The 22920-nt window shown below is 62.0% G+C and carries 20 protein-coding genes; 1 reads left to right on the plus strand and 19 read right to left on the minus strand.

Annotated features, from left to right (window positions below; genetic code table 11):
* The first annotated feature begins 153 nt into the window (after positions 1–153).
* On the plus strand, positions 154–1401 hold the full coding sequence (locus C7S18_RS23040) for a glycosyltransferase (protein WP_106893789.1): 1248 nt from the start codon (positions 154–156) through the stop codon (positions 1399–1401).
* 26 nt (positions 1402–1427) lie between these two features.
* Here C7S18_RS23040 and C7S18_RS23045 read toward each other — a convergent pair whose 3' ends face one another.
* The 19 genes from C7S18_RS23045 to asnB form a co-directional block, all read right to left on the minus strand.
* Positions 1428–1973, minus strand: coding sequence for a WcaF family extracellular polysaccharide biosynthesis acetyltransferase (locus C7S18_RS23045; protein WP_106893790.1), 546 nt, complete (start codon positions 1971–1973; stop codon positions 1428–1430).
* Entirely contained in the window at positions 1970–2767 is a 798-nt protein-coding gene (locus C7S18_RS23050; RefSeq protein ID WP_106893791.1) for a glycosyltransferase family 2 protein, read from the minus strand. The genes C7S18_RS23045 and C7S18_RS23050 overlap by 4 nt, the downstream gene beginning before the upstream one ends.
* Positions 2767–3876, minus strand: coding sequence for a glycosyltransferase family 4 protein (locus tag C7S18_RS23055; protein WP_146152082.1), 1110 nt, complete (start codon positions 3874–3876; stop codon positions 2767–2769). Before C7S18_RS23055 ends, C7S18_RS23050 begins: the two co-directional genes overlap by 1 nt.
* On the minus strand, positions 3873–5027 hold the full coding sequence (locus tag C7S18_RS23060) for a glycosyltransferase (protein WP_106893793.1): 1155 nt from the start codon (positions 5025–5027) through the stop codon (positions 3873–3875). The genes C7S18_RS23055 and C7S18_RS23060 overlap by 4 nt, the downstream gene beginning before the upstream one ends.
* Positions 5024–6199, minus strand: coding sequence for a glycosyltransferase family 4 protein (locus C7S18_RS23065; protein ID WP_106893794.1), 1176 nt, complete (start codon positions 6197–6199; stop codon positions 5024–5026). Before C7S18_RS23065 ends, C7S18_RS23060 begins: the two co-directional genes overlap by 4 nt.
* The gene (locus C7S18_RS23070; RefSeq protein WP_106893795.1) at positions 6196–7668 is read right to left on the minus strand and encodes a hypothetical protein; all 1473 of its coding nucleotides are present in this window, start codon (positions 7666–7668) and stop codon (positions 6196–6198) included. The genes C7S18_RS23065 and C7S18_RS23070 overlap by 4 nt, the downstream gene beginning before the upstream one ends.
* Complete coding sequence (locus C7S18_RS23075) at positions 7661–8701, minus strand: glycosyltransferase (protein WP_106893796.1); 1041 nt, start codon at positions 8699–8701, stop codon at positions 7661–7663. Before C7S18_RS23075 ends, C7S18_RS23070 begins: the two co-directional genes overlap by 8 nt.
* 4 nt (positions 8702–8705) lie before the next feature.
* The gene (locus C7S18_RS23080; protein WP_106893797.1) at positions 8706–9905 is read right to left on the minus strand and encodes a glycosyltransferase family protein; all 1200 of its coding nucleotides are present in this window, start codon (positions 9903–9905) and stop codon (positions 8706–8708) included.
* Positions 9902–11143, minus strand: coding sequence for a glycosyltransferase family 4 protein (locus C7S18_RS23085; RefSeq protein WP_146152083.1), 1242 nt, complete (start codon positions 11141–11143; stop codon positions 9902–9904). Before C7S18_RS23085 ends, C7S18_RS23080 begins: the two co-directional genes overlap by 4 nt.
* Positions 11140–12123 (minus strand): glycosyltransferase family A protein, encoded by a 984-nt coding sequence (locus C7S18_RS23090; RefSeq protein ID WP_106893799.1) that lies wholly within the window; start codon positions 12121–12123, stop codon positions 11140–11142. The genes C7S18_RS23085 and C7S18_RS23090 overlap by 4 nt, the downstream gene beginning before the upstream one ends.
* The gene (locus tag C7S18_RS23095; RefSeq protein ID WP_146152084.1) at positions 12123–12992 is read right to left on the minus strand and encodes an alpha-1,2-fucosyltransferase; all 870 of its coding nucleotides are present in this window, start codon (positions 12990–12992) and stop codon (positions 12123–12125) included. Before C7S18_RS23095 ends, C7S18_RS23090 begins: the two co-directional genes overlap by 1 nt.
* A complete protein-coding gene (locus C7S18_RS23100; RefSeq protein ID WP_146152085.1) occupies positions 12968–13921 on the minus strand; it encodes a hypothetical protein in 954 nt (317 codons plus the stop codon). Before C7S18_RS23100 ends, C7S18_RS23095 begins: the two co-directional genes overlap by 25 nt.
* Positions 13918–14862 (minus strand): glycosyltransferase, encoded by a 945-nt coding sequence (locus tag C7S18_RS23105; protein ID WP_170113452.1) that lies wholly within the window; start codon positions 14860–14862, stop codon positions 13918–13920. The genes C7S18_RS23100 and C7S18_RS23105 overlap by 4 nt, the downstream gene beginning before the upstream one ends.
* A gap of 99 nt (positions 14863–14961) precedes the next feature.
* Complete coding sequence (locus C7S18_RS23110) at positions 14962–16767, minus strand: carbamoyltransferase family protein (protein ID WP_170113453.1); 1806 nt, start codon at positions 16765–16767, stop codon at positions 14962–14964.
* Positions 16768–16870: 103 nt separating this feature from the next.
* Positions 16871–18121 carry an ABC transporter ATP-binding protein gene (locus tag C7S18_RS23115; RefSeq protein ID WP_106893804.1) on the minus strand — a complete coding sequence of 417 codons (1251 nt, stop codon included), beginning with the start codon at positions 18119–18121 and terminating at the stop codon, positions 16871–16873.
* Complete coding sequence (locus C7S18_RS23120) at positions 18118–18945, minus strand: ABC transporter permease (protein ID WP_106893805.1); 828 nt, start codon at positions 18943–18945, stop codon at positions 18118–18120. The genes C7S18_RS23115 and C7S18_RS23120 overlap by 4 nt, the downstream gene beginning before the upstream one ends.
* Positions 18942–20045 (minus strand): glycosyltransferase family 4 protein, encoded by a 1104-nt coding sequence (locus C7S18_RS23125; protein WP_170113454.1) that lies wholly within the window; start codon positions 20043–20045, stop codon positions 18942–18944. Before C7S18_RS23125 ends, C7S18_RS23120 begins: the two co-directional genes overlap by 4 nt.
* Entirely contained in the window at positions 20042–21082 is a 1041-nt protein-coding gene (locus C7S18_RS23130) for a glycosyltransferase family 2 protein (protein ID WP_106893807.1), read from the minus strand. Before C7S18_RS23130 ends, C7S18_RS23125 begins: the two co-directional genes overlap by 4 nt.
* Complete coding sequence (gene asnB / locus C7S18_RS23135; protein WP_106893808.1) at positions 21079–22920, minus strand: asparagine synthase (glutamine-hydrolyzing); 1842 nt, start codon at positions 22918–22920, stop codon at positions 21079–21081. The genes C7S18_RS23130 and asnB overlap by 4 nt, the downstream gene beginning before the upstream one ends.

Here is a 22920-nt window from a genome sequence, read left to right on the forward strand (position 1 = left end):
TCCTTGCATTGAAAAGGCCCGCGGCAGGCGCGTCAAGCAAAGATTGTCGGTCAACTGTGACAAGTATCCACACGCCGCCTGCGGCAGGCTCAAAACGGGCGCGGCGTTCGTCCGGGACTGCCCGTTCGCGCGGGGGCGTGCTTCAATGTCGACATGAAGCGCCTGCTGATTGTCAGTCCGAGTTTCCTGCCCAGCACGTCGGCCGATATGCATCGCGTCCGTCTGCTGGCACCGTACGCGCACGCCCGGGGCTGGGCGCTCGAGATTCTGTGTGTGCGCCCAGAAGACCACGGGGCGCCGCAAGACCCCACGTTGCTGGCGGCTTTCCCGGACGACATCCCGATCCATCGGGTCCCCAGTCCGTCGGCGCGCTGGCATCGCTGGCTCGGGATGGGCAGTCTGTATCGCCGCTGCCGGCCGGCCTTGCAGACTGCCGGCGACCGACTGCTGATGGAGCGTGCGTTCGATCTCGTCTATTTCAGCAGCACGGCGTTCGACACATTCACCTTGGGGCCACGGTGGCGGCGCCACTTCGGCGTGCCGTTTGTATTGGACTATCAAGACCCCTGGCGCAACGATTACTACCGGCGGCAGCGGATTCGCCCCCCAGGCGGTTGGCTGAAGTTCTCGCTCGGACAGCTACCTGCAAGGTGGCGCGAGCCTGCCGTGCTGCGCATGGCCGCCGGCATCACTGCCGTTACGCCTCGATACGTGGACGACTTGAAGCGCCGCTATGGCGTGATCCCGCCGTCGCGGGTGCTGCCGTTCCCCGCGGATCTGACACCGTTGCCTGAGCTGGCCTTGCGTGTGCCGCGGACGTGGACATCGGTAGGACGGGGCGGCACCGACTTGCAGCCGGCCGCCGCCGCGCTCGCGGCGGCGATGTCCGCGTTGAGCAGCGACGCCAAAACGGCGTTGCAAGGTCTCGAATTGCGGTTCATCGGCACGTCCTACGCGCCGGCGGGCCAGGGAATTCCGAGTATTGCGCCGGGATTGAATGTGCCGTCGGAATTCCGAGTGACGGAGCAGACCGAGCGCGTGCCAGTCGCCGACGCGCGCGCGCGCCAAGCGGAAAGCGAACGGCTGATCGCGTTGTTGTCCGATGACCCGGGCTATCAGCCATCCAAGCTGGCGGGCCTGATCCAGAGCGGCAAGCCGCTTCTGATCGTGGCGCCGCGCGCGCACCGCGTGCATAGCGACTTGGCCAATGTCACCGGGGTCGTGTGTCTGCCCATAGACCCCCATGCGGTCTTTTCGGCGTCCGACGTAAAGGCGCTGCTCGCACCAACGGCCCCGGCCTGGACCGACGCGCATCGCGCGGCCTTCGACCCGCAGCATCACGCGGAGGCGCTATTCGCGTTTTTCGAAGAGGTCTTCTTTGCGCAGAAGGTTCGGCGATGACCCAGGCGCCATCGCGCGCCGCCGAATCAACGTTGGCGGGGACCTTGGTCGGTCGCCGGGCATCCGGCGTAGAGGCGATCGGGTGCCGTGTTGCCTGACAGCCGTGAGCCCATGGCCAGAATCGCACCATCCGCCAGCGTCGCACCTGGAGCGAGTTGTGCCATGGCGCCCACCCACGCATGCGCGCCAACCACAATGGGCTCGGTCCTGAGCGCAAAATCTTCGCGCCGCCAGTCATGGTTGCCGGTACAAAAGTACGCGCCCTGCGACACGCAGGCATGCGCGCCAATTTCGACCCGCGCCAGGTTGTCGATCCAAACGGCTTCGCCGATCCAAGCATGGTCTCCGATCTGCAGTCGCCATGGGAATTTCACCCGAACGCGTGGTTTGATCACGACGCCCTGGCCAATCTCGGCACCGAACCAGCGCAGCAAAAGACGGCGCCAGCCAGAGCCCGGCAAGTCGGACGCAAACAACCAACCCTGGACCACCAGCCACAGCGCCTCGACCAACGCGGATCGTCCACGCACAAATTGCCGGTTATCGAAGCGGTCGAGTCGCTGACGGGTCATGGGGGTGGCTCCGGTTTGCGCCCGTCCGGTTTGCACCGAAACCGGCGGTCGATCAAGGTCAGGCTCAGCATCAACTCCACGAGCGCGCGACTCAGTGCATAGTGCCAACCGCGCCAGCCGTCCCGCAATAAACCTTTGCCAATCAGGATATAGGCCGGCGCGAGCCAGGGCATGACGAACAGGTGACGCCGCAAGCGATCAGCGCGATCCAGCATTTGCGGATCCGCTGCCAGGAGTTTGTCGGCTTCCAGTTGCACGTAGCGGATCTGTGCCCAGAGCCAACGCGTCAGCGGCTTGCGGTCGTCGTGTTCGGCCCGTTCGCGCAGCAATGGGGCATGACCCTCGTAGTGCAGCACTTGCGTGTGACCGTCTTGCACATAGCGCGCCTGGCTCCGACGAAACAGCATGGCACGCGGTGGCAGCAACGTTGCACTGAGTGGCGCGCCATGCACAAAGAAGCGAAAGCCGATTTGAAACACTGACGCAGCATGCGGGTCGAGGGTCGCGATTTCGGCGAGCAACGGCTCCGGTAGAACGTAGTCAGCGTCGAGGCTCAGCACCCAGTCCGTTTCCGAGCGCGACAAGGCGTGTTGCCATTGCGCGGCATGCTGATCGAAGGGGCGCTCGAACCATTGCACATTGCCAAATTCCCGTGCGATCGCCCGGGAGGCATCCGTGCTGCCGCTGTCTACGATCACGACACGCGGAAAGGCGCGCAGCGCCGAGAGTGTGCGTGGCAGGTTGTCCTGTTCGTTGAAGCACAACAGCACTGGGGTGATCGACGCCAGCTCCATCAGACCCGGCTCCAGTTCGATAACGCCTCTAACCAGCGCGTCGCCACGGCAGGGACCGAAAATGCTGCCGACGTCGCGTGCAACGCCGCCCCGGCCGACCCGGCCGCGGCGAGCGCGCGTTCGGTGGCGTCGGCGAGTGCCAGTGCGGGATTCTCTGCGCGATGATCAAACATGTCGCCATTGTGCCCCGGCTTTAGATAATCGCGAAAGCAGGGCAGGGCCGAGGTGACCGGAACGGCACCGCACGCCATCGCCTCCAACGGCGCGAGGCCAAACGTCTCACCCTGCTCGGCGAGTGACGGATACAGAAATACCGCGTGCTCGCGATAAATCGCGGCGAGTCTCGCCGCATCAAATTCGGGCTCCGACCACTGCACGGGTAGCCCCAGTGCACGGGTACGCAACGCTTCACGAAACGCCGGACCGGCACCGCCCTGGGCCGTTTGCCAAGGACCGATGATGCGGAGCCGGCGGGATGGCCGACGGGCATGCAGGATCCGAAACGCGTCGATCAGGAGCAGGAGTCCCTTCTCAGGATGCAGGCGTCCGGCGAACAGCAGCGCGTCAGCATCGCGCGGTGTCGCGGCATCCGTATGAAACACCGATGTATCAATCGCGTAAGGCAACACGGTGGTGCACGTCGCCAGTGCTGGTGCCTGCAACGCCACTTGCTCGGCCACCGATTGTGATGCAGCCGCAATGCCATCCACCCGCGGATACCAGCGCAGCTGGCCCTTGGGCTGTCGTCCCAAAGCGATGATCAAGCGGCCGGTCTCAGGGCGTTTGGCAATGACGCGCGGCAGCGCGATGTCGTTGCTGATCAGTACATCCGCTGGTGCCAGGCGCGGTGCCAAGTGTCTTGCATCGCGCCAACTGCGCGCCATGTTCCAAAGCGCCGACGTGGCTTGCGCATAGCCGCCTGCTCGATGCCAATGCACGTGGTCCGAAAACTCGGAGTCGCGTTGACTGGCATCGGCCCGGGCATAGACATGAACGTCATGACCGGCGCTCGCGAAGGCCGGCGCCATCTGCGCCCAAAAGCGATGGACGGCGCCGCCTTTGATTGCCGGCACCGGCAGAATCGGCCCTGTGCAAATACTGATCTTCAAGTTGGCTGCCACACACAGGCCGGGCGCGCGTGCGCGCCGAGCACATACTGATAGGTCTGCTGCCACTGCGCGGCAATCGCTTCGCGCGAAAACTCGCGTTTCGCGTAGACGTGGGCGCGCGCTCCCATTTGCAAACGCTGGTCGAGTTCGCTGGCCAAGACCGTTGCGACCCCAGCCGAAATGCCTGCCTGCGTCGCATCGACCACCCAACCAATGCCCTCTTGTGCGAGTACGGCCCAAGGCGTCGCGTGGGTGGTGAGCACCGGGCGTCCGGTCCAGAGTGCCTCGGTCACCACGTTGCCGAAGTTCTCCGACCGCGATGGCAGCACGATGACTGCGGCATCCGCCAGGGCTGCGGCCTTTGCGTCGCCGTCCAGCGGGCCCAGCCAGTGCACACTCGCGTCCTCAGCGGTCGCTCGACGTAGTTCGTGGTATTCCGACTCAAAACCCAAGCCACAAGGCCCGGCGATATGCAATTGCCAGTCCCTGCGTTGCCCACGGAGTTGCTGCCACGCATGGAGCAGCCAGTCGAGACCCTTCTTCTGATCAAGCCGGCCCAGAAACAACATTGTGGGTGGCGCGATCGGATCGGTCTGCGCCTTTGCGACGTTCGCGACAATGTTCGGCAAGATCGCGATCTCGGCAGCCGGCACAAACGCCCGGATCGCGGCTGCTTCCAATTCGGCAGTGGCATGAAACAAGCGCGTGGCGGCGAGATTGCGCGCCTCAAAGGCGGCATGCGCCAAACGTTTGCGCCAGACGCTGCGCTGCCGGGAATAGGGCTCCAGCATGCCACGCGGCGAACTGATCAACGGGCGGTTGAACGCTTCGGCCGCCATGCGCGCAAAGCGATTCACCTGCATCCAGAGGCCATGATTGTGGATCAGGTCATGGCTCGCTGCGAGCTCGCGTGCACGGCGCGCAAACGCCGGCGACCAGCCGCGCGTGAAGCGGGCCAGCGCATTCGCTTCGAGCAATTCGAGCGCCGCCTTTTCTGGCCTCAAAACACGGCCATGGCGTTGATAGTCAAGCGTCAGCACGGTCACGCTCATGCCGGCCATGGTCTGCGCATCGGCCAGCATGCTGACCGAACGCGCCGGGCCACCGGTTTCAACATTCAACGAGGGCACAACGTGCAGGACCTTGATCACAAGGGTTTGCCGGCGATCAGCGACAACGCTTGTCGAAGGCCCGACGTTGCCATCGCATAACTGAAGTTCTGCGCATGTGCCATCACCACTGGCCGCATCGCCTGCAATAGCGCACGCGAGCGGCAGGCTTCCTGCAGTCCCGCTTTCAGCGCCGAAGTATCGCCCGCCTTAAACACCCAGCCCGTCTGGCCACTCAGGATCAGATCCGGATGCCCGCCAACATGCGAGCTGAGCAAGGCCGGTACGCCAAACACCTGCGCTTCATTGACAACCAGACCCCAGGTTTCGTGGACAAAACTCGGCAGCACCAGCAGATCGAGCATGGCGTAAATCTGCGGTATCTCGGTCTGATTGCAAAATGGCAGGCGCCGACAGCGGGAATCGGTTGCACAGGCGGCATCAACGGCGGCCTGCAACGGGCCGCTGCCAACGAGCACGAGCCGGAGGTTTGGGTCCTCCAACTGGCGAAACGCATCAATCAGGGCCAAAGGCTGTTTCTTGTCTTCGAGCTTGCCGACAAAGCCAATCAACAGGGCATCCTCGGCGATCGACAATCGTTGACGCAGCGCCTGTGCGGCTGCCTGCGCGTCTGGCAGTGCGGCGCGAAATCGTGCCTGATCAATGGCATGAGGCGCCCGAAAGATTCGACCGTCGTCCACGCCTTGCCTAAGCAGCCAGTCACGATTGGCCTGGCCCACGGCCAGATGGCCTGCCGCCCGTTTCAGAATGCGCTGACGCAGCCAAGCCTTGAGGCCACGATTGACCGACGCCGCCGCCAGGGCATGGGAATCGCCGCGCAACAGCAAAGGCCAGGGGCAACGCAGACCCAGTTCCAGCAAACTCCACTGGCTGTAACCAAAAGCAAGCACGGCGTCTGGCGAGAAGGCACGCAGCGCGGCCATCAGTCCCGGGTTGACCAGGCCGAGCAGATGATCGGTGCCCGGCCGGGGGCTGATGTTTGGCACCAGCATTGAGTCGTAGCCGGATAGCAGATCGATGTCCCAGCGGAGCGTTTGCTGAAAGCCTGGGTCGAACGTCTCGGTGATGCCGAAGTCCCAGAGGTGGAATACTTTGATGCAGAGCCAGTCTTCCTGTGCGAGCGCGCGGAACCAGGGTGCGTAATATTGAATCGGGTGGCTGACCACAATCGCCAGCCGGACTGGCGCGATCAAAACTCGATTCCTTCCATGTTCTTGCTGACTGCTCGACGCTCCATCAGCGGCACGAGGAACGCCAAGCCAACGGTACCTTGGAACCAGGTGGTCAGAAACACGCCCATCGTCGCTTCCGTATTGATGGCAATGCCGACGAAGAAGAAGCCATAGAGCACACGCAGCGACTGCAGCGGCAGGCTTTTGCCGAGTCGCTCGATGAAGGCCATCAGTCCACCAAGCAGGAAGCCGAGACCAATCACGCCATAGAATCCAAAATTCGCATAAGACTCATTCATCAAGCCCCAACCGATCGTGGTCACTTCGGTGCCTTCGCGATCCTGCAAACCATAGTGCACGTTCAAAATCGTGGTGCCTTCATGCGAGGACGGTTTGTCCGGCACGATCATTCGGGGCACCAACAGCAACGGGACCGGGGCATACGATGCACCGTAGAGAAACGGCACATCACGGCCGGCCATGAACGTAGTGCGCAGCGTCATCTGGATCAGGCTTGCGCGTTCGACGACCGAGCGCGCTGATTGAAAGTTGAAGCGATCCTCGCCTAACGCCATGCGTTCCATACCGAAAGCAAACCATCGTGCGTAAAGCGCTGGAAAATCGCTGATGGGGATGATGTATTCGCCGATGTAGTTCCATTGGTAATCACGCATCTGTTCCTTGCCCAGATGCAGCACCGCAAGGATCGGCATCGTGATTGCCAAGAGCAGCCACGGGATGCGACCGGAACTGAGCGTCAAACCGAAAATGGTCACGCCAATCATGATGATCGCAGTGACCAACAGCAGGCTTGACGAAGTGACCACGCAATAGACCAGCAGCAGCCCATAATAGGTGAACTTGCGCAGACTGTCCGACTCGCCCTTGCCGATTCGGAAGGCAAGCAGCAGCGTGCTGAGCAACATCGCCGAACCAGCAACTGCGCGGGTGATGGGCAGCAATTCGGCAATGAAATTGAGTGCGCCGATCCGATACAGAATCTCGTACAACACCGCCACAAACATGATGCCGTAGTAATAGCCTGAACGGACCCCAGCGCGCACCACCCAGATGTTCTTGGGTACCATGACCGGGCGGCGCCAGAACAGGAGCCAGGCTGCGAATGCGGCGAGAAGATGCGCACAGACAACGCTCGCGGCAAATAGGCGATCCGCGGGCGGATAAATCAAAACCAGGGGGTGCGCATCGAGCAAGGGCATCGCCCCAGTCCAAAGAAAGCAGATCGCGTACAAGGGGAGCAGGGGGACAGCATATTTCTTGACCCGGATCGCCCAGAACACCGAAGGCAAGACCGCGACGAGCACAATGAGGCCGAAACCCAGGTAATTGCTCGGATCGTCCTGGCTTGGCCGGGACACGGCCCAGACCAGAATCAGTGCGACCCCCAAGGCCAGGCTTCGGACATGACGGATGCTGAGTAAGGGTTGGACCTTTGGGTTGGCCGGCACCGCGTCAACGCGTTCAGACATGTTTGCTCGCCTCAATCAATTGCCGGTACAGATGTTCATACTGATCGACCACGGTCGCCAGTGCAAAGCGGTCTTCGAAGCGTTGTCGACAGGCGTGCCGGTCGATCGTTGGCAGCGCACGAATGGCATCGACCAGTGCCGCTTCGCCTTCGACGAGAAAGCCCTGCACGCCCGAATCGATGATCTCAGGCAGCGCGCCGCGCGGTGAGGCAATGACGGGTGTGGCACAGGCCAATGCCTCAGCAAATACGATGCCAAAGGGTTCTTCCCACTGGATCGGCACGATCATCGCCTTCGCTCGGCCGAGCAGGGTATTCTTCTGTTGATCATCGACCGGGCCGATCCAGCGGATCTGTCGATCATCCAGAGCGGGTGCGATCTCTCGCTCAAAGTAGTCGCGCTCAGGTCCGGAATCAGCGCGGTTGCCAGCGAGGATCAAGGTCTCGCCTGCCGCTTTGGCCGCAGCAATCGCCAGATGAGCGCCCTTGATGCGATCGAGTCGACTCAGGAATACCAAAGGCGCATCGGCGGCCACCCGGTATTGCGGGTCATAGCGACTGCCATCGACCATGTTTGGAATCGCATGCCAGCGGCGTTGATCGGGTACTCCAGACATCAGCTTGGACGAGCAGGCGCTAAAGCTCAGACGTGCCCCAGCCAGGCGCGCCGCTAAGCTGACATTACGCAGCGAGATTTCTCGTTGATAGCTCATCAGCAAGGGCAGTCGTGCCTCGGTCAACAAAGGCAGCAACCAGATCAGGCGCGAAAAGCTGTGCACCAATTCCGGCCGGAACGATTTGACCACCCGATGCAACTGCCTTGGGAAACGCCAGTCAAACCGCCCCCGCATCTCGACATCGGGCCATGCATAGCGCTGACAGCCCGGTTCGCTCGATTCGGGATGCGCAAGCAGGGCCAAATCGTGGCCACGGCGATGCAACTCCTGGATCAGCAGGGAAATAACCCGTTCAATGCCACCATAGAGTTTGGGTGGCACTGGGATCATCGGGTCAGCACTGAGCAGAATACGCATATGGTCAAGGGCTCGGCAAGGCAGCCGCGAGTGCTGCCAAATACGGTTGGCTGTGGGTGGCCCAATTGAAGCGCGTGCGCGCCAGTTCATAGGCCGCCGCAGCCTGTGCGGTTGCGGGCTGATCCAGCCACTGCGCCAGCGCGTCGGCAGCAGCCTTCGGTGCATTCAAGTCAATCATGACTGCGGCAGGTAAGAGCTCGGGCAAGATGGCCGAATGCGCAGGGGTTTGACTCAGAATCACCGGCACGCCCGCCGCCAGGTACTCAAACAGCTTGTTGGTCAGGCAATGCTGGCGATTCCGTTCGGGGGCGACTTCGATTGCGAGTCCAGCGCGGAACCCACGAGAGTGTTCGAGCAATTGCGCGGGCGGCGAGAGCGCCGAGAATTGCAGGTTTGACTCCGGCAGGCCGGCAGCACGCGCCTCGCGTTTCAAGACTTGATCGAAGCCGGGCGCCAGCATGCCGCGCAGCAACACCTTGGGCGCATTGGGCAGCAGGCCGAGCACGCGAATCAAAGCTTCGAGCCCGCGCTCCGGGCCGATGGTCTGCGATTGCCAGATCAGGGTCTGATTGTTCGTAGCGCTTGGCTCCGGCACTGGATCAAAGACATTCAGCACACAGCGCACCGGCTTGCCGTAGCGCGCCGATAGATCAGCGGCCATCAAAGGCGATGCGGCAGTGATCAGATCAGCATGCGCGAGCGTCGCCGCAATCAAGGCTTGCCGACGCACACGCTCGGCTTGTTGATCCGAGCGATCGGGCAGCATGTCGACGTGATCGTCTTCGAGATCCACGTGCACGACCCGCGCTGCGAAGCGCTGGCGCAACAATCGAAGACCGGCAGCATAGGCGGGCAAATTGCTGAGCAGCAACAGATCGAACGGACTGCCACTTGCCGCCGCCACCAGCGGTTCGGCAAGGACGGCTTCCGAGGCAGCCAGAACGGTCGGTTGCTGGATGCCCATTTGCACGAGTCTCCGCGCAAGGGTCTGGCGAATCCGACTGCCAAGAGCTCTGGACGGCCGGCGCGCTTGAAAGGACCAGGCGTGGGTGCTCGCCAAGGCTTGATCATTGGCGAGCAACGACGGCAGCACCGCCAGGCTCATTACCTGCACCGAATGCCCAGCTCGACTCAGCGCATCGGCAAACTTCACCGCGCGTGGGCAACTGAGCAGGTGTCCGGAAATCAGAATCAGCACCTTCATGCCAGCGCTTCGGTCTCTCGAATGAGATTGACCACCGCGCGGCCGTGATCGGCCCACTGCCAGCCTTGGGCTGCCGCACGGGCGGCTTCTCGCATCTGCGACCAGCGCCCGCGTGCCTCACTCAGCTGTTGTAAGCCGCTCTTTATCTGCGCCGAAGAGCCCGCGCTCACGATAGCGCCGGATTCGCCGGTTTGGACCAGATCCGCGGCACCCACGGCATCCGACACCAGCACCGGCGTGCCCTGTGCGAGCGCCTCGGTCACGACCATGCCAAACGCTTCGCTCAAAGACGGCAGCACCAGCGCATGGGCGTGTGCCAACGCTTGCTGCAAAGCATCGAACGATACCGGTCCATGGAGTGTTGCCACGCGCGCTGCACGCTCGCGCCAGGACTCAGACAAGGCCCAGCTGCCGTAGACATCGAGCTGCACCTGGCCGGCTGGAAACTGCTCCAAGGCCTGAATCAAGTAGTGCGCCCCCTTGCGAATACCGAACGTGCCGGCAAACACCAGTCGGATGGGCCCGGACCCTGGATCGGTGCCGATGATGCGCTCGGCCACCGGCGGCGCGCCCAGATTGATCACGCGGAAATTCGACACGTCCACGCCTTCGGCCCGATAACTATCGACCACATGTTGCGAATAGACGAGCACACGATCGGCCAGCTGGAGTTCGGCCCGTCGACGGGCGCTGCGTTCGGCCTGCAGCCGGTCCGTGTGTTCCTGCAAAGGCGTGAGCAAATCCGGAAACGCTTGTAACTCGCGGGCCAGAAGATCGTGATACCAGTCGTGTGCCGCGCTCGGAATTTCGTAGACGGTGCGAAGGCCCATGGCTTTGGCGCGTTCGAACAAAGCCTGACAACCATACTCGTATCCAAACGCCAGATCATCCGCACGCAATTGTCGCGCCGCGTAGCGATCAAACGCGCGGGTGCCTTGATCCCAGAGCCAGTCAGTCAACTTGCCACTGCGATCAAGTCGGCCGCAGAGCAGCCGCGCCCATTCATAGCGGCTATATCGGGCCAAGCGCTGGCGCGGAATGTCATCGAACAGCTTGCGTTTCAGCAAATCATGCAGGGCCGGCATCCAACCGCTGTGCGCCAGCAGGCGCATCAGTCGATCATCGCTGCGCGTGGCGAGGCCGATCACGGCCAATCTGAGCAAACCGGCCTGGTCGATTGCCTGCGCGGTGTAGCGCAGAAACGGCGGGGCGGCGGTATGGCTGATCAGCACGCTCATGAGTGCCGCCGCCGCATGGCGCGCCACTGCGCCAGTAGATGTTCGACCCGGCGCGCGCGCTGCCAGCCGAGCCAAGGCTTCAGCCAGCGATAACTGCGACCGCCTTCATCCCAATGGGCCTTGGGATCGAGTGCCCGCGCTTCGTGCCAGGCCCGTTCGGCCAGCGTCGCATCATGTGGTGCCAGGTAGGCCGCGACGCGCGCCATGGCTTTGGCGCGTGCCTCGCGCATCAGCGCTGAACCATCCAGCGCGGCTGCTGTGGCCTGAGTCAGTTGCATGGCCAGCAAGGCCGAGGCCAAGGCCTGTGCGCTGCGCTGGCCCGCGAGTGTGCCTGGATCCCCCGAGCGATAGCGACAGCGCGCCTCCGAAACGAAGCGGATGCCGCCTGCACGGGCAATGACACGCGCGAAGAACTCACCATCATCATTGAGACTGAGCCTTGGATCAAAGCCGCCACTGGCGGCAATCAACTCGCGGCGGGCCAGAAACACCGACGGCTGCAGCATCAGTGCCTCCGCTAAATGTCGACGCAAATATTCGGCCGCAGGTAAGGGGCTGGGCTCGGGGCTTTGCACAAAGCGCGTTGCGTCGGGATCGTCCACAAAACGGCCCCAGCAGCCCGCATTCAGAGCCGCGCCGGAGTCCAGCAGGTCTTCGGCCTGCAAATCGATTTTGTCCGCATCGAGCAGATCATCCGCATCCAAATATTGAATGAACGCGCCGTGGCTCGCCGCGAAGGCTTGGTTGCGTGCCACCGCCGCGCCTTGGTTTGCTTGCGTCAGTACTTGGACGCGGTGTCGGCTTTGCGTCTGATAGGCGCGCAACAGGTTCAGACTGTTGTCGGTCGAGCCATCGTCGACGAGCACGATCTCAAGTTCGGGCCAGCGTAATGACTCCACCGAGTCGAGCGTTGCTGGTAAATGCCGGGCAGCGTTGAAGCAGGGCACCAAAACCGATACGAGCTTCGATGTGGCGTCCATCACAAACGCTGCCAACTTGGTTGCATCAACGCGGCTTCTGGATCGGCGCACCACTGTGCCCAGCGGGAAGGCGCGATGATCTGTGCCCCCCGCTCAGTGGCCACCCGTGCAGCCCACCATGAAAACGTACTATTGCAGAGCGCGATACGTGCATGCTGACTCAGCCGCCACAGATCGAGCAGACCACCATGGCGCGGATCGACCGGCATGACTTCGATCGCTTCGTATCCTGTGAAGGCTTGTTGACACCAATTGGGATCGTCGCTGTAAATGGCGATGCGCTTCGCGCCTGCGTCGCGCAAAGTCTTGAGTGCGCGCTCGTAGTAGTGTTCGAACCAGCCTGTATCGGTGCCGGCATGATGCAGATAGTCACTGCGGCGCACGTGCAAGGCGGCATCGGCATCCGAAGCCTGACTGTGTGTTTGTGTGGCCAGCGTGCTCAAGGCCTGATCCACTTCGCGCAGCACGGTATTGGCGTGTGCGGCGAAGTAGCGCTGATCCTGAAAGTAGCCTTGCAATAGACTGCGGCCGAGGCGGTCGAAGTTTGGCTGCCAAAGACTTTCACAGCGATAGACCTGCAGCCCCAGCCCGAGCCAGGCATTGCGTAGCCGCATGGCGCCACGCCATCCATGCCAGAACGCCGCCTCGCGACCGATCACGCGGATCGGCAGATTCAGATCACCCAGAATGAAGTCGCGAGCCTCGACGTTCACGTTCGCGTGCGGTCTCGCCAGAAACGCCAGGGCGTCGACACACAGCGTTTCGCCGTTAGTCAGACTCAATGCTCGGGCGGCGGCGTATTGGAAGAGCTGATTGCCGGTGCCGCTGGTAGCCTGCACGATGATCACGGGCGAAACACTTGCTGCCAATTGCGATCGTAGTACTGGCGCTTGCTGGCATCGACGTAGTGCACCAGACAGGCGGTGTGTTCGGCCTGGGCATTTGCCCCGGCAATGACCAGGTAGTCATCGCGCGGCAAAAAACGGTGTGGCATGCCCGCAAGCAACATGGCCGACAGGGTTTGCTCCAGAAAGTAATGGGGACCAAAACCCGCGATCAGCGCTTTTGCCCAGTATTCAATATGATCCCAATCGAGCTCACCACTGGGCATGCCGAGCACGCCAACATTGACGGGCGTCGGCACGCTTCCGCCACAGAGGCGATCAAGTTCAGCACGCGGATAGCCATACGACTCGGCGCAATCGATCATCGCGATGCCGCCGTGCGGTGTTTCGAGATAGTCGAGCAAGGCCTTCGGCCGGGCGAAGAACAGCATGTCGGAATCGAGCACCAGATTGAAATCGTTGCGACCCAGATGCGCATCGATAATTTTGCGGATGTGCTTGTAGCGAAACCACAGCCCGCTCAGAGTCGGGTATCTCTGCGCGGGCAAGAACTCGGCCACACGTGCCCGTGCCTGGGCCTCGGACTGGATGCTCAGTTCGGGTGACAAACGCTGCAGAACGGCGCAATGCGCCGCACTCAAGCTGCCATCATCGAGAATGCGGATGCGGAAGTGTTGTTGGCTGTGCTGCGCGAGCGTCCACAGACAGGCGCTGGTTTGATCCCAGTAGCGCGCGCCGGTCATCACATTGAGCGTCACGGATTGCTTGCCAAGAGAAAGATCCTGGCGCGCGGGTAATCCAGCTGCGGCCTCCGCCAGATGCCGTTGTCCCGCCTGCAGCGCGCGATAACCAGACCAGCCGCCATGTTTTTTCAGTTCGGCATAACGCGCCTTGGGTCGATGCCAAAGCTGGTACCAGAGTCGACCGAGGCCCATTTGTCGCCAACGACTCACGGCACGCGCCCAAGGAAATGGCCCTTGGCTCCGGCAAAGCGAATGCGCTGCACCGGGCCCCGCCACGCCTGATACCGAACATAAGCGCGCGCAATTCGAAGCCACGCGCCGAGTCGACTAATTGGCGGCCAAGGCGACACGCCATTGAAGCGCAGCACCTGCATCCAACTCTGCTGAATGCCAAGGTTGAGACGCCTCAGATAGTCCACCTCCAAACGCGCGATCGACAGGATGTGGGTGACGCGCAAGGCCGGCAGATAGGCCACGCCCTGGCCTTTGGCTAACAAATGCAGAACGATGTCGTTATCGCCCGCCGAACTCAAACTCTTGCCGCGCCGATCCATCAATTTTCGCTCGCCGCGTCGGAACGCCGCCGCCCAATCTACCGCTAAGGTCGTGCGCAGGACCATGCCCGCACCCATCGGCGCGAACAGCGGATAGTCGAGCCGCTGACCCGGTTGTCCAGGCACGGACTGAATCTCCGGGCCCAGATCGCGCAAGGCAAGCAAGGGCAGAAACTCGTTTGCAAACGGCGGAATCGGGCCATCGAACTCCGGTAGGCAGGGCCCACCGAGCGCGCCGATGTCGGCATGGGCATCAAGATAAGCGCAAGCATCGGCGAGGTAGTTGGGACTCAATCCATTGTCATCATCGACCAGCACCAGAATTGGTGCCTTGGCCTCAAGAAACCCCGTGGCCCGGGCCTCGCTCAAACCAAGTCTCGGTTCCGGGACAATGCGCAAGTGCAGTGTTGGAGGCGCGTGAATGGTGTCCCGCTGCAGCGCCGGCGTCGAGCCATTGTCGATGATCAAGACTTCGAACGCAGGCATCGGCAGCGTTTGCGCTGCGAGTGCTGCGAGCACGCGTGCCAGCCTTGGCAAATCCGGATTGTGCGCGCAAATCAGCACCGAGATTGCGGGACTTGTGAGCACGCTATCCATGACGCTGTCAGCTCGCTCAGGGCCGATCAAGGGCATCGGTCTTGCCGCTCTGACGCCAGCGCACGTCGCCACGGATCCGGAACAGCCAGGCGTAGAGCCTCAGGCCAAAGACTTGAAGCGATCGACCCATGCGATCTTCTCCTCGCGGCTCAATTGCATTGGATTGCGGAATAGTTGGTCATCGATGACCAAGAAGTCGATATCGGTATGCAGAAAGCAATCCCAGGCCTCGCTGGCAGTACGCACGATCGGCTCGCCCGCAACATTGAAGCTGGTATTGATCAACATCGGCACGCCGGTGCACCGTTCGAAGGCGCTGAGCAGGCGATGCATATCGGCATGCGTGCCAGCATGCACCGTTTGCAGGCGGGCGGTGTAGTCGACATGCACCACGCTGTCGACCTCGCAGCGGCGCGCATCCAATCGCGCGCGCATGTCGGTTTGGTCACTGTTGCTGGCGATGCGTCGATCAGCGCGCAAGGGCTCGACGAATTGCATATAGCGCGACGGGCCGCTGTGATCGAACCATTCGCCGCTGCGCTCTTCGAGGATGATCGGTGCAAAAGGTCGAAACCCTTCGCGAAACTTCACCGCGAGATTCAGCCGCGATTGCATGCCAGGCACGCGTGCATCTGCCAGGATGGAACGCGCACCCAAGGCTCTGGCCCCGAGTTCCATGCGATCGCGACACCAGGCAACGATGCTGCCGTTGGCAAGCAGGCCGGCGACCGTTTCGAATAGGTCGTCACCCACTTCGACGCGATAGGGTTCAGCCGCCGCCGGCGCCTGACCCGGCAACGAGCCGAGATAGTAACCGCGGTCCTCAACCCGTAAGCCGGGCAGCAGACCTTGTTGCCATTGATCCATCAGTGCCGCGCCGAGGCCCGTTGCCATGTCGCCACCCACGGGTGAGTTGATCACCTGCGCGAACAGGCCGCTACGCCGGACAATGCCCGCGGCAACACAGTTCTGTGCGCAGCCGCCAGCGAACAGCAAGGTGCTTTCGCCCGTCAGTGCCTTGGCCTGCGCGGCCATGGCCATCACCGATTCTTCGAACACGAGTTGCAGCGAGGCTGCCAAATCAGCGTGCTCGGACCGCAATGGATCGCTCTTCTGGCGTGCCGGCATGCCGATCGTCGCTGCGACCCAAGGCAGCAAGGTATCGAGTTGATGCGGATGGAATTGCGCGTCGCGCGCCAGCCGTATCGCTCCGCCTTCGCCTTGCTGCAGCAACTGCCGCAAGGCCATCGCAAAACGCGGTTGACCATAGGGCGCGAGACCCATGACTTTGTATTCGGAGCCGAAGCTCGGGAAGCCCAGAAAGCGCGTGGTCAGGGTATAGAACAGGCCCAGGCCATTTTCACCCGGAAGTTCGGCCAGCATCTCGATGCCTTGTGCACTGATGCGGCCAATCGAGGCATTGCTGTCCTCGCCCTTGCCATCCACGCACAAGAACGCCGCGCGCTCGCAATCCGTCGTGAAAAAGGCGCCAACCACATGGGTCAGGTGATGCCAGGCGAAACGCTGTGTGGCCTGCGGCATCAATGCGGCCGCTTGGGTCGCGAACGGATGGCCGAAGCCTGGTCGGCGATCGAACTTAGACCGCAGCGAGGACCAGCCGCGACTCAGCCAGGATGAGGGCGCGCGTGTTCGATCGAACACCGTAGTCTGAAACAACTTTTCGGAGAACACGACGGTTTGTACTTGAGCCGGCGTCAGGCCGGCATCCGCGAGCAAGTCAGCGATGGCCGCTGCCGGAAAGCCGCCATCATGTTTGATGCGGCTGTAGCGCTCCTGCTGGCTGGCGCCCAGCAGGCGTCCATCAACCATCAGCGCGGCATTGGCATCGTGACCCAGCGAGCCGCCAATGCCAAGGGTGATTCGGGGTAGATTCCTGAGCGTCATGGCTGGCGGTACATCCAAAATGCGGTGGCTCGGTCGGCGGGCACTGCGCTGGCCGGCATGCCTTCGTGTTGATGAAGCAATTGGGGGAACGGCCGAACCGGGTTCATAGCGCTGGCGCGTCCGCAAGTAAGGACCAATGGCCGCCAATGGCCAGCGCGCCAATCGCATCGATGCTGACCCCGGGTGGACTCGGTCGCGGGCTGACCCAGTCGAAGCTCAGCACATCATGTTGCACGTCGAAGTTCTCGTTCTTCTCGCCGAACCAGATCGATAGCTTGTACAGCCCGGTCAATAGCGGCAGCTCGCCTGCGTCAAGTAAAGCCCAGCCGGCCCGAAGCGGTCGGGCTTCGAAATCCGGGTCCTGCTGGGTGTTGAAGCCGAACACGGGGGCGCCGGCCGCCGTGTGGACGACGGCACCTATCAGAATGGGATGCAACTCGCGTGGCGAATTGAATTGCACGAGCACCCGCAATTGGCCACGGCTCATCAACGCCTCATCGATTCGTACATCGACGATCTGCGGTCGGCTCGCATCTACTTGGCGTCTGAAGCCCGCGCGCGGCAGACTCTGTGTGTAGAAATTCAGCGCTTCGCGGATCGGTCCATCGAAAACTTTGTTGCCCTGAGCCAAGACCAGCCCGCGCCGAGTCAGACTGGCCACAGCCGCGTTGTTGTGACTGACGAACAACACCGTGCGCCCTTCGTTTTTGGCCACCGCTTCCATCTTGCCCAGGCACTTGGCTTGAAAGGCCAGATCCCCAACGGCAAGCACTTCGTCGACAATCAGAATGTCGGGTTCCAGATGCGCCGCCACCGAGAACGCGAGGCGCATATGCATGCCGCTGCTGTAACGCTTGATGGGCGTATCGAGAAAGCGCTCGACTTCGGCGAAGGCGACGATCTCATCGAACTTGCGCGCAATCTCGGCGCGGCGCATGCCCAGAATGGCGCCATTCAAGAAGATGTTCTCGCGGCCCGTAAGCTCGGGATGAAAACCGGTGCCAACCTCGAGCAGACTGGCGACCCGACCGCATATGCGCGCCTGGCCTTCGCTGGGCTCGGTGATCCGCGACAGGAGTTTCAGCAAGGTTGATTTGCCCGCACCGTTGCGGCCGATCACGCCGACCACTTCGCCGGCCTCAATGCGAAACGAGACCCCGCGCAGCGCCCAGAACTCCTCGCTGATCTGGCCTTCAAGCACCGGCCGACCGCGCAGGAAATCACCGAAGCGACGCGTACTGTCACGCACCGATCGGCTGATCCGATCACGGAAACTTGGCGACGTCTCGACCCTCTGATGACCGATCAGATAGGACTTGCCCAGATTCTCGACGTCGATCGCAAAACCGCTCATGCGATGTCGGCGAAGAAGCGCTCGGTCCGTCGGAAGCGGCGCAAACCGAGCCAGAGCAGAACCACAGTGACGGCCAGACTGCTGAGAAGCGCATTGGTGTTCAACGGCACAGCGCCGCCGAGCAGGCACCAGCGGAAGCCATCGATGACGCCGACCATGGGATTCAATTGATATAGCCAACGCCAGGCCTCAGGGACGATATTGCTAGAGAACCCGACCGGCGATACATAGAGCCCGAGTTGCACCAGGAACGGCACGACGAAACGAAAATCGCGGTACTTCAAACTCAGCGAGGCAAACCAGATGCCGGGGCCGGCAGCCGTCAAGATCGCGAGCAGAATGAATGCCGGCAACATCAATATCCGCCAATCCGGCAACACCTGGTACCAGAGCATCAAGGCTGCCAGCAGCAACGCACTGATGGCGAAATCGACCAGGGCCACGACCATGCTGGCAATCGGGATGATCAAACGCGGAAAGTACACTTTGCCGATCAAGCTCGTCCCGGTGATCATGCTGTCGGCAGCGGCGGCGAGTGCGGTTGAACTCAAATACCAGGGCAGCATGCCGACGAAGACCAGAATCGCATACGGCACGTCGCCCGCGCTCGGCAGCTTGGCCAAGCGACCGAACACGACGGTGAACACCAACATGGTCAGCAAAGGCCGCACGATGGCCCACGCAGCGCCGATCACGGTCTGCTTGTAGCGCACCGAGATATCGCGCTTGGCGAGCTGCCAGAACAGTTCGCGATAGCGCCAGAGATCCTGCCAGTAATGGCTGTGCCGGGAATCAGGCGTGATCAGCAGGATGGTGTCAGTCATGACGGCGTGGGTTCGGCAAAGCGCTGTTCGATCTGCTTGAGCAAACGCGCGATATTGGCAGCAAAGGCGGGTTTACCAAAGCACTTCAAGGTCTTCTGCGACAATGATTCGCGGTCTCGGGTATCGCTCACTGCGGCAGCGATCGATGCCGGGAGCTGATTCATATCGGCCAGATGCCCCAGTTGGCCTTCAAGCAAGGCGTCGACACTGCCATCGACATCCAGACCCAATGCTGGCGTGCCACAGGCCATGGCCTCGATGAAGACAATGCCGAAGCCTTCCTTGGTACTTGGCATGACGAAGAGATCGGATTCGCGATACAGCTGAGGCAGTACCTCGGGCTCGACCCGGCCAAGGAATCGCACACGCTCGGAAACCCCCAGTCGTTCGGCGTTAAAGGCCAGCCGCGCCTGATCATCGCCACCGCCTGCGATCAGATAGATCAGATCCGGATACTGGCAAATCAGATCCGGCAGGGCCGCGATGACGCGGTCGATGCCCTTGTAGCGATCATGGCTGCTCAGACGCGCGACCGTACAAAGCACCGGCCAGGCCGCTGTGGGCACAAGCTGAGCCTGCCTGAACGCGGATCGGCGCGGGCCAGGATGAAACATGGCCTGCACCGTATTCGGCAACACATGCACGTGCTCGGGCGCCAGCGCTGCCCAACTCAGAAAGCGGGCGCGCGTAAAGCGACTGACAGCGGTGACCAGATCGGCTCGGAGCGTTGCCCTCGTATCGGCAGGTCGCGGTCGTTCCCAGGCGTCGATCCCGTGAATCTGCAGCCAGATGGGCCGGCCGCTGATTCGCTTCATGATGGCTGCGACGCGCATGAAGTGGATGTGCGCACAGAAAATCACCGTCGGTCGCTGTCGGCGCACGGCGCGCAGCGCCATGGCGACAAAACGAAACCGGCTGCCACCCGCATCGCGGACGGCGATCTTCGCTCGTTGCGGCGATTCAACTCGGCCCAGACTCAGCACGTCGATGTGCGCCACAGCAGCACTGTCGCTCAGGGCCTCCAGTAGATCCCGGTTGTATTGCGCAATCCCGCCGTAGGCGCCCCAGGCATCGGTGACCAAGGCCAGAATGCGGATCACGGCTGACAACTCTCGACGATCCGCTGCAAGGTCGCGTCATCGACGCTGCGGCAACTCGCATAACGATGATTGCGCCAGCGCCGCAGCAACTGAGCTGCGGGCATCGGTCCGATCAGGCCGGCGATTTGCCCGAACCGGCGGCCATCAAGCTCCGCCAGCGGGCCCTTCGGAGCAGCCCGATAAATCGACAGCAAACGGCGTTGATAGCTGGCCGCGAAATCAATCGGCAAGCGGCGCCAACTGCGAAACGCCGCAACCCCGAGCAATTGCCGCGCGACGGTCGCATCGTTGCGACTTGCCGTTTCGGCCATGAACGCTTCCATCAGCAGCAGCGAGGTGTAGGCCAGTTTCTCCCACTGCAGGCTGTAGCGGAGTTCATCATGGACGCCGATTGCCGCGCGCGCCAAAGGTACTTCGACCGCAACGCCTGGCATCAGCGCGCAGTTCAGATACAGCCAGATATCGCCCGCGGCATCGGCGCGTCGTTGCAATGGGAGGATCGGTCGGGCAATGGCATCCGCAATCGCGTCGCGGCGAAACATCGGCACATGCGGTGCCGGTTGCTCGCTGAGCAACCATTGCGCCGGTGTCAGGATGCGCGCAGCACGCTCGTTGGCGGGCGCGAATTCGAGACGGCCATCCGCCTGCTTGCTAGCGTCGACCAGGGTGCCGAAAGAGGCGGTGGCGCCAGTCGCTTCCATGGCTGCAATCTGTAACGACAGCTTTTCCGGTGCCAACAGGTCGTCGGAATCGAGGAACTGCACATAGCGCCCGCGCGCCGCTGCCAAGCCAGTCTGGCGCGCGACAATGGAGCCGGAATTGGTTTGCCGCAAAATGTGTTGGCTGACGCCGACCACGTCGGCCACCGGCAGATCCACGCTGTCCAAAGCGGGCGTCGAACCATCGTCGACGAGAATCAGTTCGCCGTTGCCGAGACCATGTTTGGCCACCTCGGCCAAGGCTCGGTGCGCCGTTTGCAGCGTGTCACGTAAGGGGCCCAGGCGATTGAAGGCGGGAACGATGACGCTCACAATCATGTCGGAAGTCCCTGTGCCGTCCAGACATAGGCGGCGAGATTGCGTGCGGGTGAGGACTGCATCCCTACGCCGAATCGACTCTCGCCGACGTCGATGCGAACAGTGCTGTCCCACGGTGAGTGTGTCAGAGGCGCCGCGAAGCCGGTTTTTCGGCGCTGGACGACGGCTGCGGGCAATGGCTGGCGCGGTGCGTGGGCCAGCAATTGCTTGCCACGGGCGAGATTCCCGGAGCGAATCAGACCCGCGAGGGACTGATAAAGCGTCCAGTCCACCAGCGGCGTACGAACTTCGATCGAGTGCGCCATTGATGCCCAATCGCAATCGCGCAGGAGTTGATTGCGCATGTAGTTCGACGCTTCCAGACAGGTGACGCGAGCAAAATCGGAACCTGGGTCGGGCTGAATCGACGCGCTCAGGCGTTGCCGGATATCCAAGCGCTCTAAGCCCGCAGCGGTGAGCTCCGGGCCGATCAGTCCCGCGATTTCAAAAGGCATGAACAGACCGCGCCGAAGCAGATAGCTTCCCGCCAGCGAGTCGACCAGTTCGAGTGCGCCGGCGGCGCGAATCAAATGCGGGCGCCATTGCTTCAGCATGGGATAGCTGATTCGCCGCACGAGTTGACCTAAGCCCGGCAGCGCCGCTGGCAGGGCGGCGAGCCGGCGCCAGCGCGGCACCGTTGAAAAACTCGGATAGCCGCCGAGCAATTCATCGCCGCCAAGTCCATTGTTCACTACCTTCAAGCCTTGCTCGCGACAGGACTTGGCTGCGAACCAGGTATTGATGCCATCGATGGAAGGCTGATCCATCGCTGCCAATAAAGCCCCCAGATCGTCGCGCAATTCGGTGTTGCTCACTGAGCGCAACGTGTGTGTCGCGCCATACGCATCAGCGCTGGACTGGGCCAGTGCGGATTCGTCGAGTTCACTACCGCGGAATGGCTCGAACACAATCGTGCTGGAGCGAATCTCGTTCGGACTTTGTTCGCGCATTAGCGCCAGCACGGCTGCCGAATCAATCCCGCCCGACAAGAACACCCCGACAGGTACATCGGCCACCAAGTGTGCGCCGACACTGTCGGCGAACGCCGCCCGCAGCCGCTCCTGCAAGGCGCCGCGTGGCAGGGTTTCGGGCGCCGTGTGATGCAACAGGCTGGCCAGATGACTGTGCATGGCGATGCGCCGAATTCCAAACGCGTCGACTTCGACATAGCTTCCAGCCGGCACAGCCCGAATGCCGGCATGTGTCGTGAAGGGTTCAGGCACACTGCCGGTCAGCAGAAACCCGACCAACCCGGCGGGCTCATGCGCGGACGAAATCGTACCGCCGGCGAGCAGCGCTTTGACTTGCGATGCGACCCGAATCGTCCAGCCATCGTCGGCATAGTAAAGTGGTTTGATACCGAACGGATCTCGGCCCAGTAACAGCCGCTGTTCGACTTGATCGAAAATCGCCAGGGCGTACATGCCGCGCAGATGCGCGAACATTTGGCTTCCGTACTGTTGATAGGCAGCGAGAATGACTTCAGTATCCGATTGCGTCCGGAATTCGTGACCGAGACGTCCGAGTTCGGTGCGCAAGGATCGGTAGTTGTATATCTCACCGTTGAACACGATGACATAGCGATCATTCGCCCGCGTCATCGGTTGTGCGGCTCGCGGATCGAGGTCGATGATGGCCAGACGTCGATGGCCCATGCCAATCCGACCGTCTGCCGATAGCCATTCGCCGTGACCATCGGGGCCTCGCAAGCGCATGTGATCCCGAATACGGCGAAGCTCCTCGCGTTCCACCGGCAGCGCGGCATGCTGATAGGCATAGATGGCGACGAGGCCGCACAT

This window comes from Ahniella affigens (assembly GCF_003015185.1).
GTDB lineage: Bacteria > Pseudomonadota > Gammaproteobacteria > Xanthomonadales > Ahniellaceae > Ahniella > Ahniella affigens.

Coding starts and splice junctions, on each gene's coding strand:
- C7S18_RS23075 (WP_106893796.1), bottom strand. CDS start 8,701: ATGCGTATTCTGCTCAGTGCTGACCCGATGATCCCAGTGCCACCCAAA.
- C7S18_RS23070 (WP_106893795.1), bottom strand. CDS start 7,668: ATGTCTGAACGCGTTGACGCGGTGCCGGCCAACCCAAAGGTCCAACCC.
- C7S18_RS23105 (WP_170113452.1), bottom strand. CDS start 14,862: ATGGATAGCGTGCTCACAAGTCCCGCAATCTCGGTGCTGATTTGCGCG.
- C7S18_RS23110 (WP_170113453.1), bottom strand. CDS start 16,767: ATGACGCTCAGGAATCTACCCCGAATCACCCTTGGCATTGGCGGCTCG.
- C7S18_RS23045 (WP_106893790.1), bottom strand. CDS start 1,973: ATGACCCGTCAGCGACTCGACCGCTTCGATAACCGGCAATTTGTGCGT.
- C7S18_RS23090 (WP_106893799.1), bottom strand. CDS start 12,123: ATGGACGCCACATCGAAGCTCGTATCGGTTTTGGTGCCCTGCTTCAAC.
- C7S18_RS23040 (WP_106893789.1), top strand. CDS start 154: ATGAAGCGCCTGCTGATTGTCAGTCCGAGTTTCCTGCCCAGCACGTCG.
- C7S18_RS23130 (WP_106893807.1), bottom strand. CDS start 21,082: ATGATTGTGAGCGTCATCGTTCCCGCCTTCAATCGCCTGGGCCCCTTA.
- asnB (WP_106893808.1), bottom strand. CDS start 22,920: ATGTGCGGCCTCGTCGCCATCTATGCCTATCAGCATGCCGCGCTGCCG.
- C7S18_RS23080 (WP_106893797.1), bottom strand. CDS start 9,905: ATGAAGGTGCTGATTCTGATTTCCGGACACCTGCTCAGTTGCCCACGC.
- C7S18_RS23050 (WP_106893791.1), bottom strand. CDS start 2,767: ATGGAGCTGGCGTCGATCACCCCAGTGCTGTTGTGCTTCAACGAACAG.
- C7S18_RS23120 (WP_106893805.1), bottom strand. CDS start 18,945: ATGACTGACACCATCCTGCTGATCACGCCTGATTCCCGGCACAGCCAT.
- C7S18_RS23115 (WP_106893804.1), bottom strand. CDS start 18,121: ATGAGCGGTTTTGCGATCGACGTCGAGAATCTGGGCAAGTCCTATCTG.
- C7S18_RS23085 (WP_146152083.1), bottom strand. CDS start 11,143: ATGAGCGTGCTGATCAGCCATACCGCCGCCCCGCCGTTTCTGCGCTAC.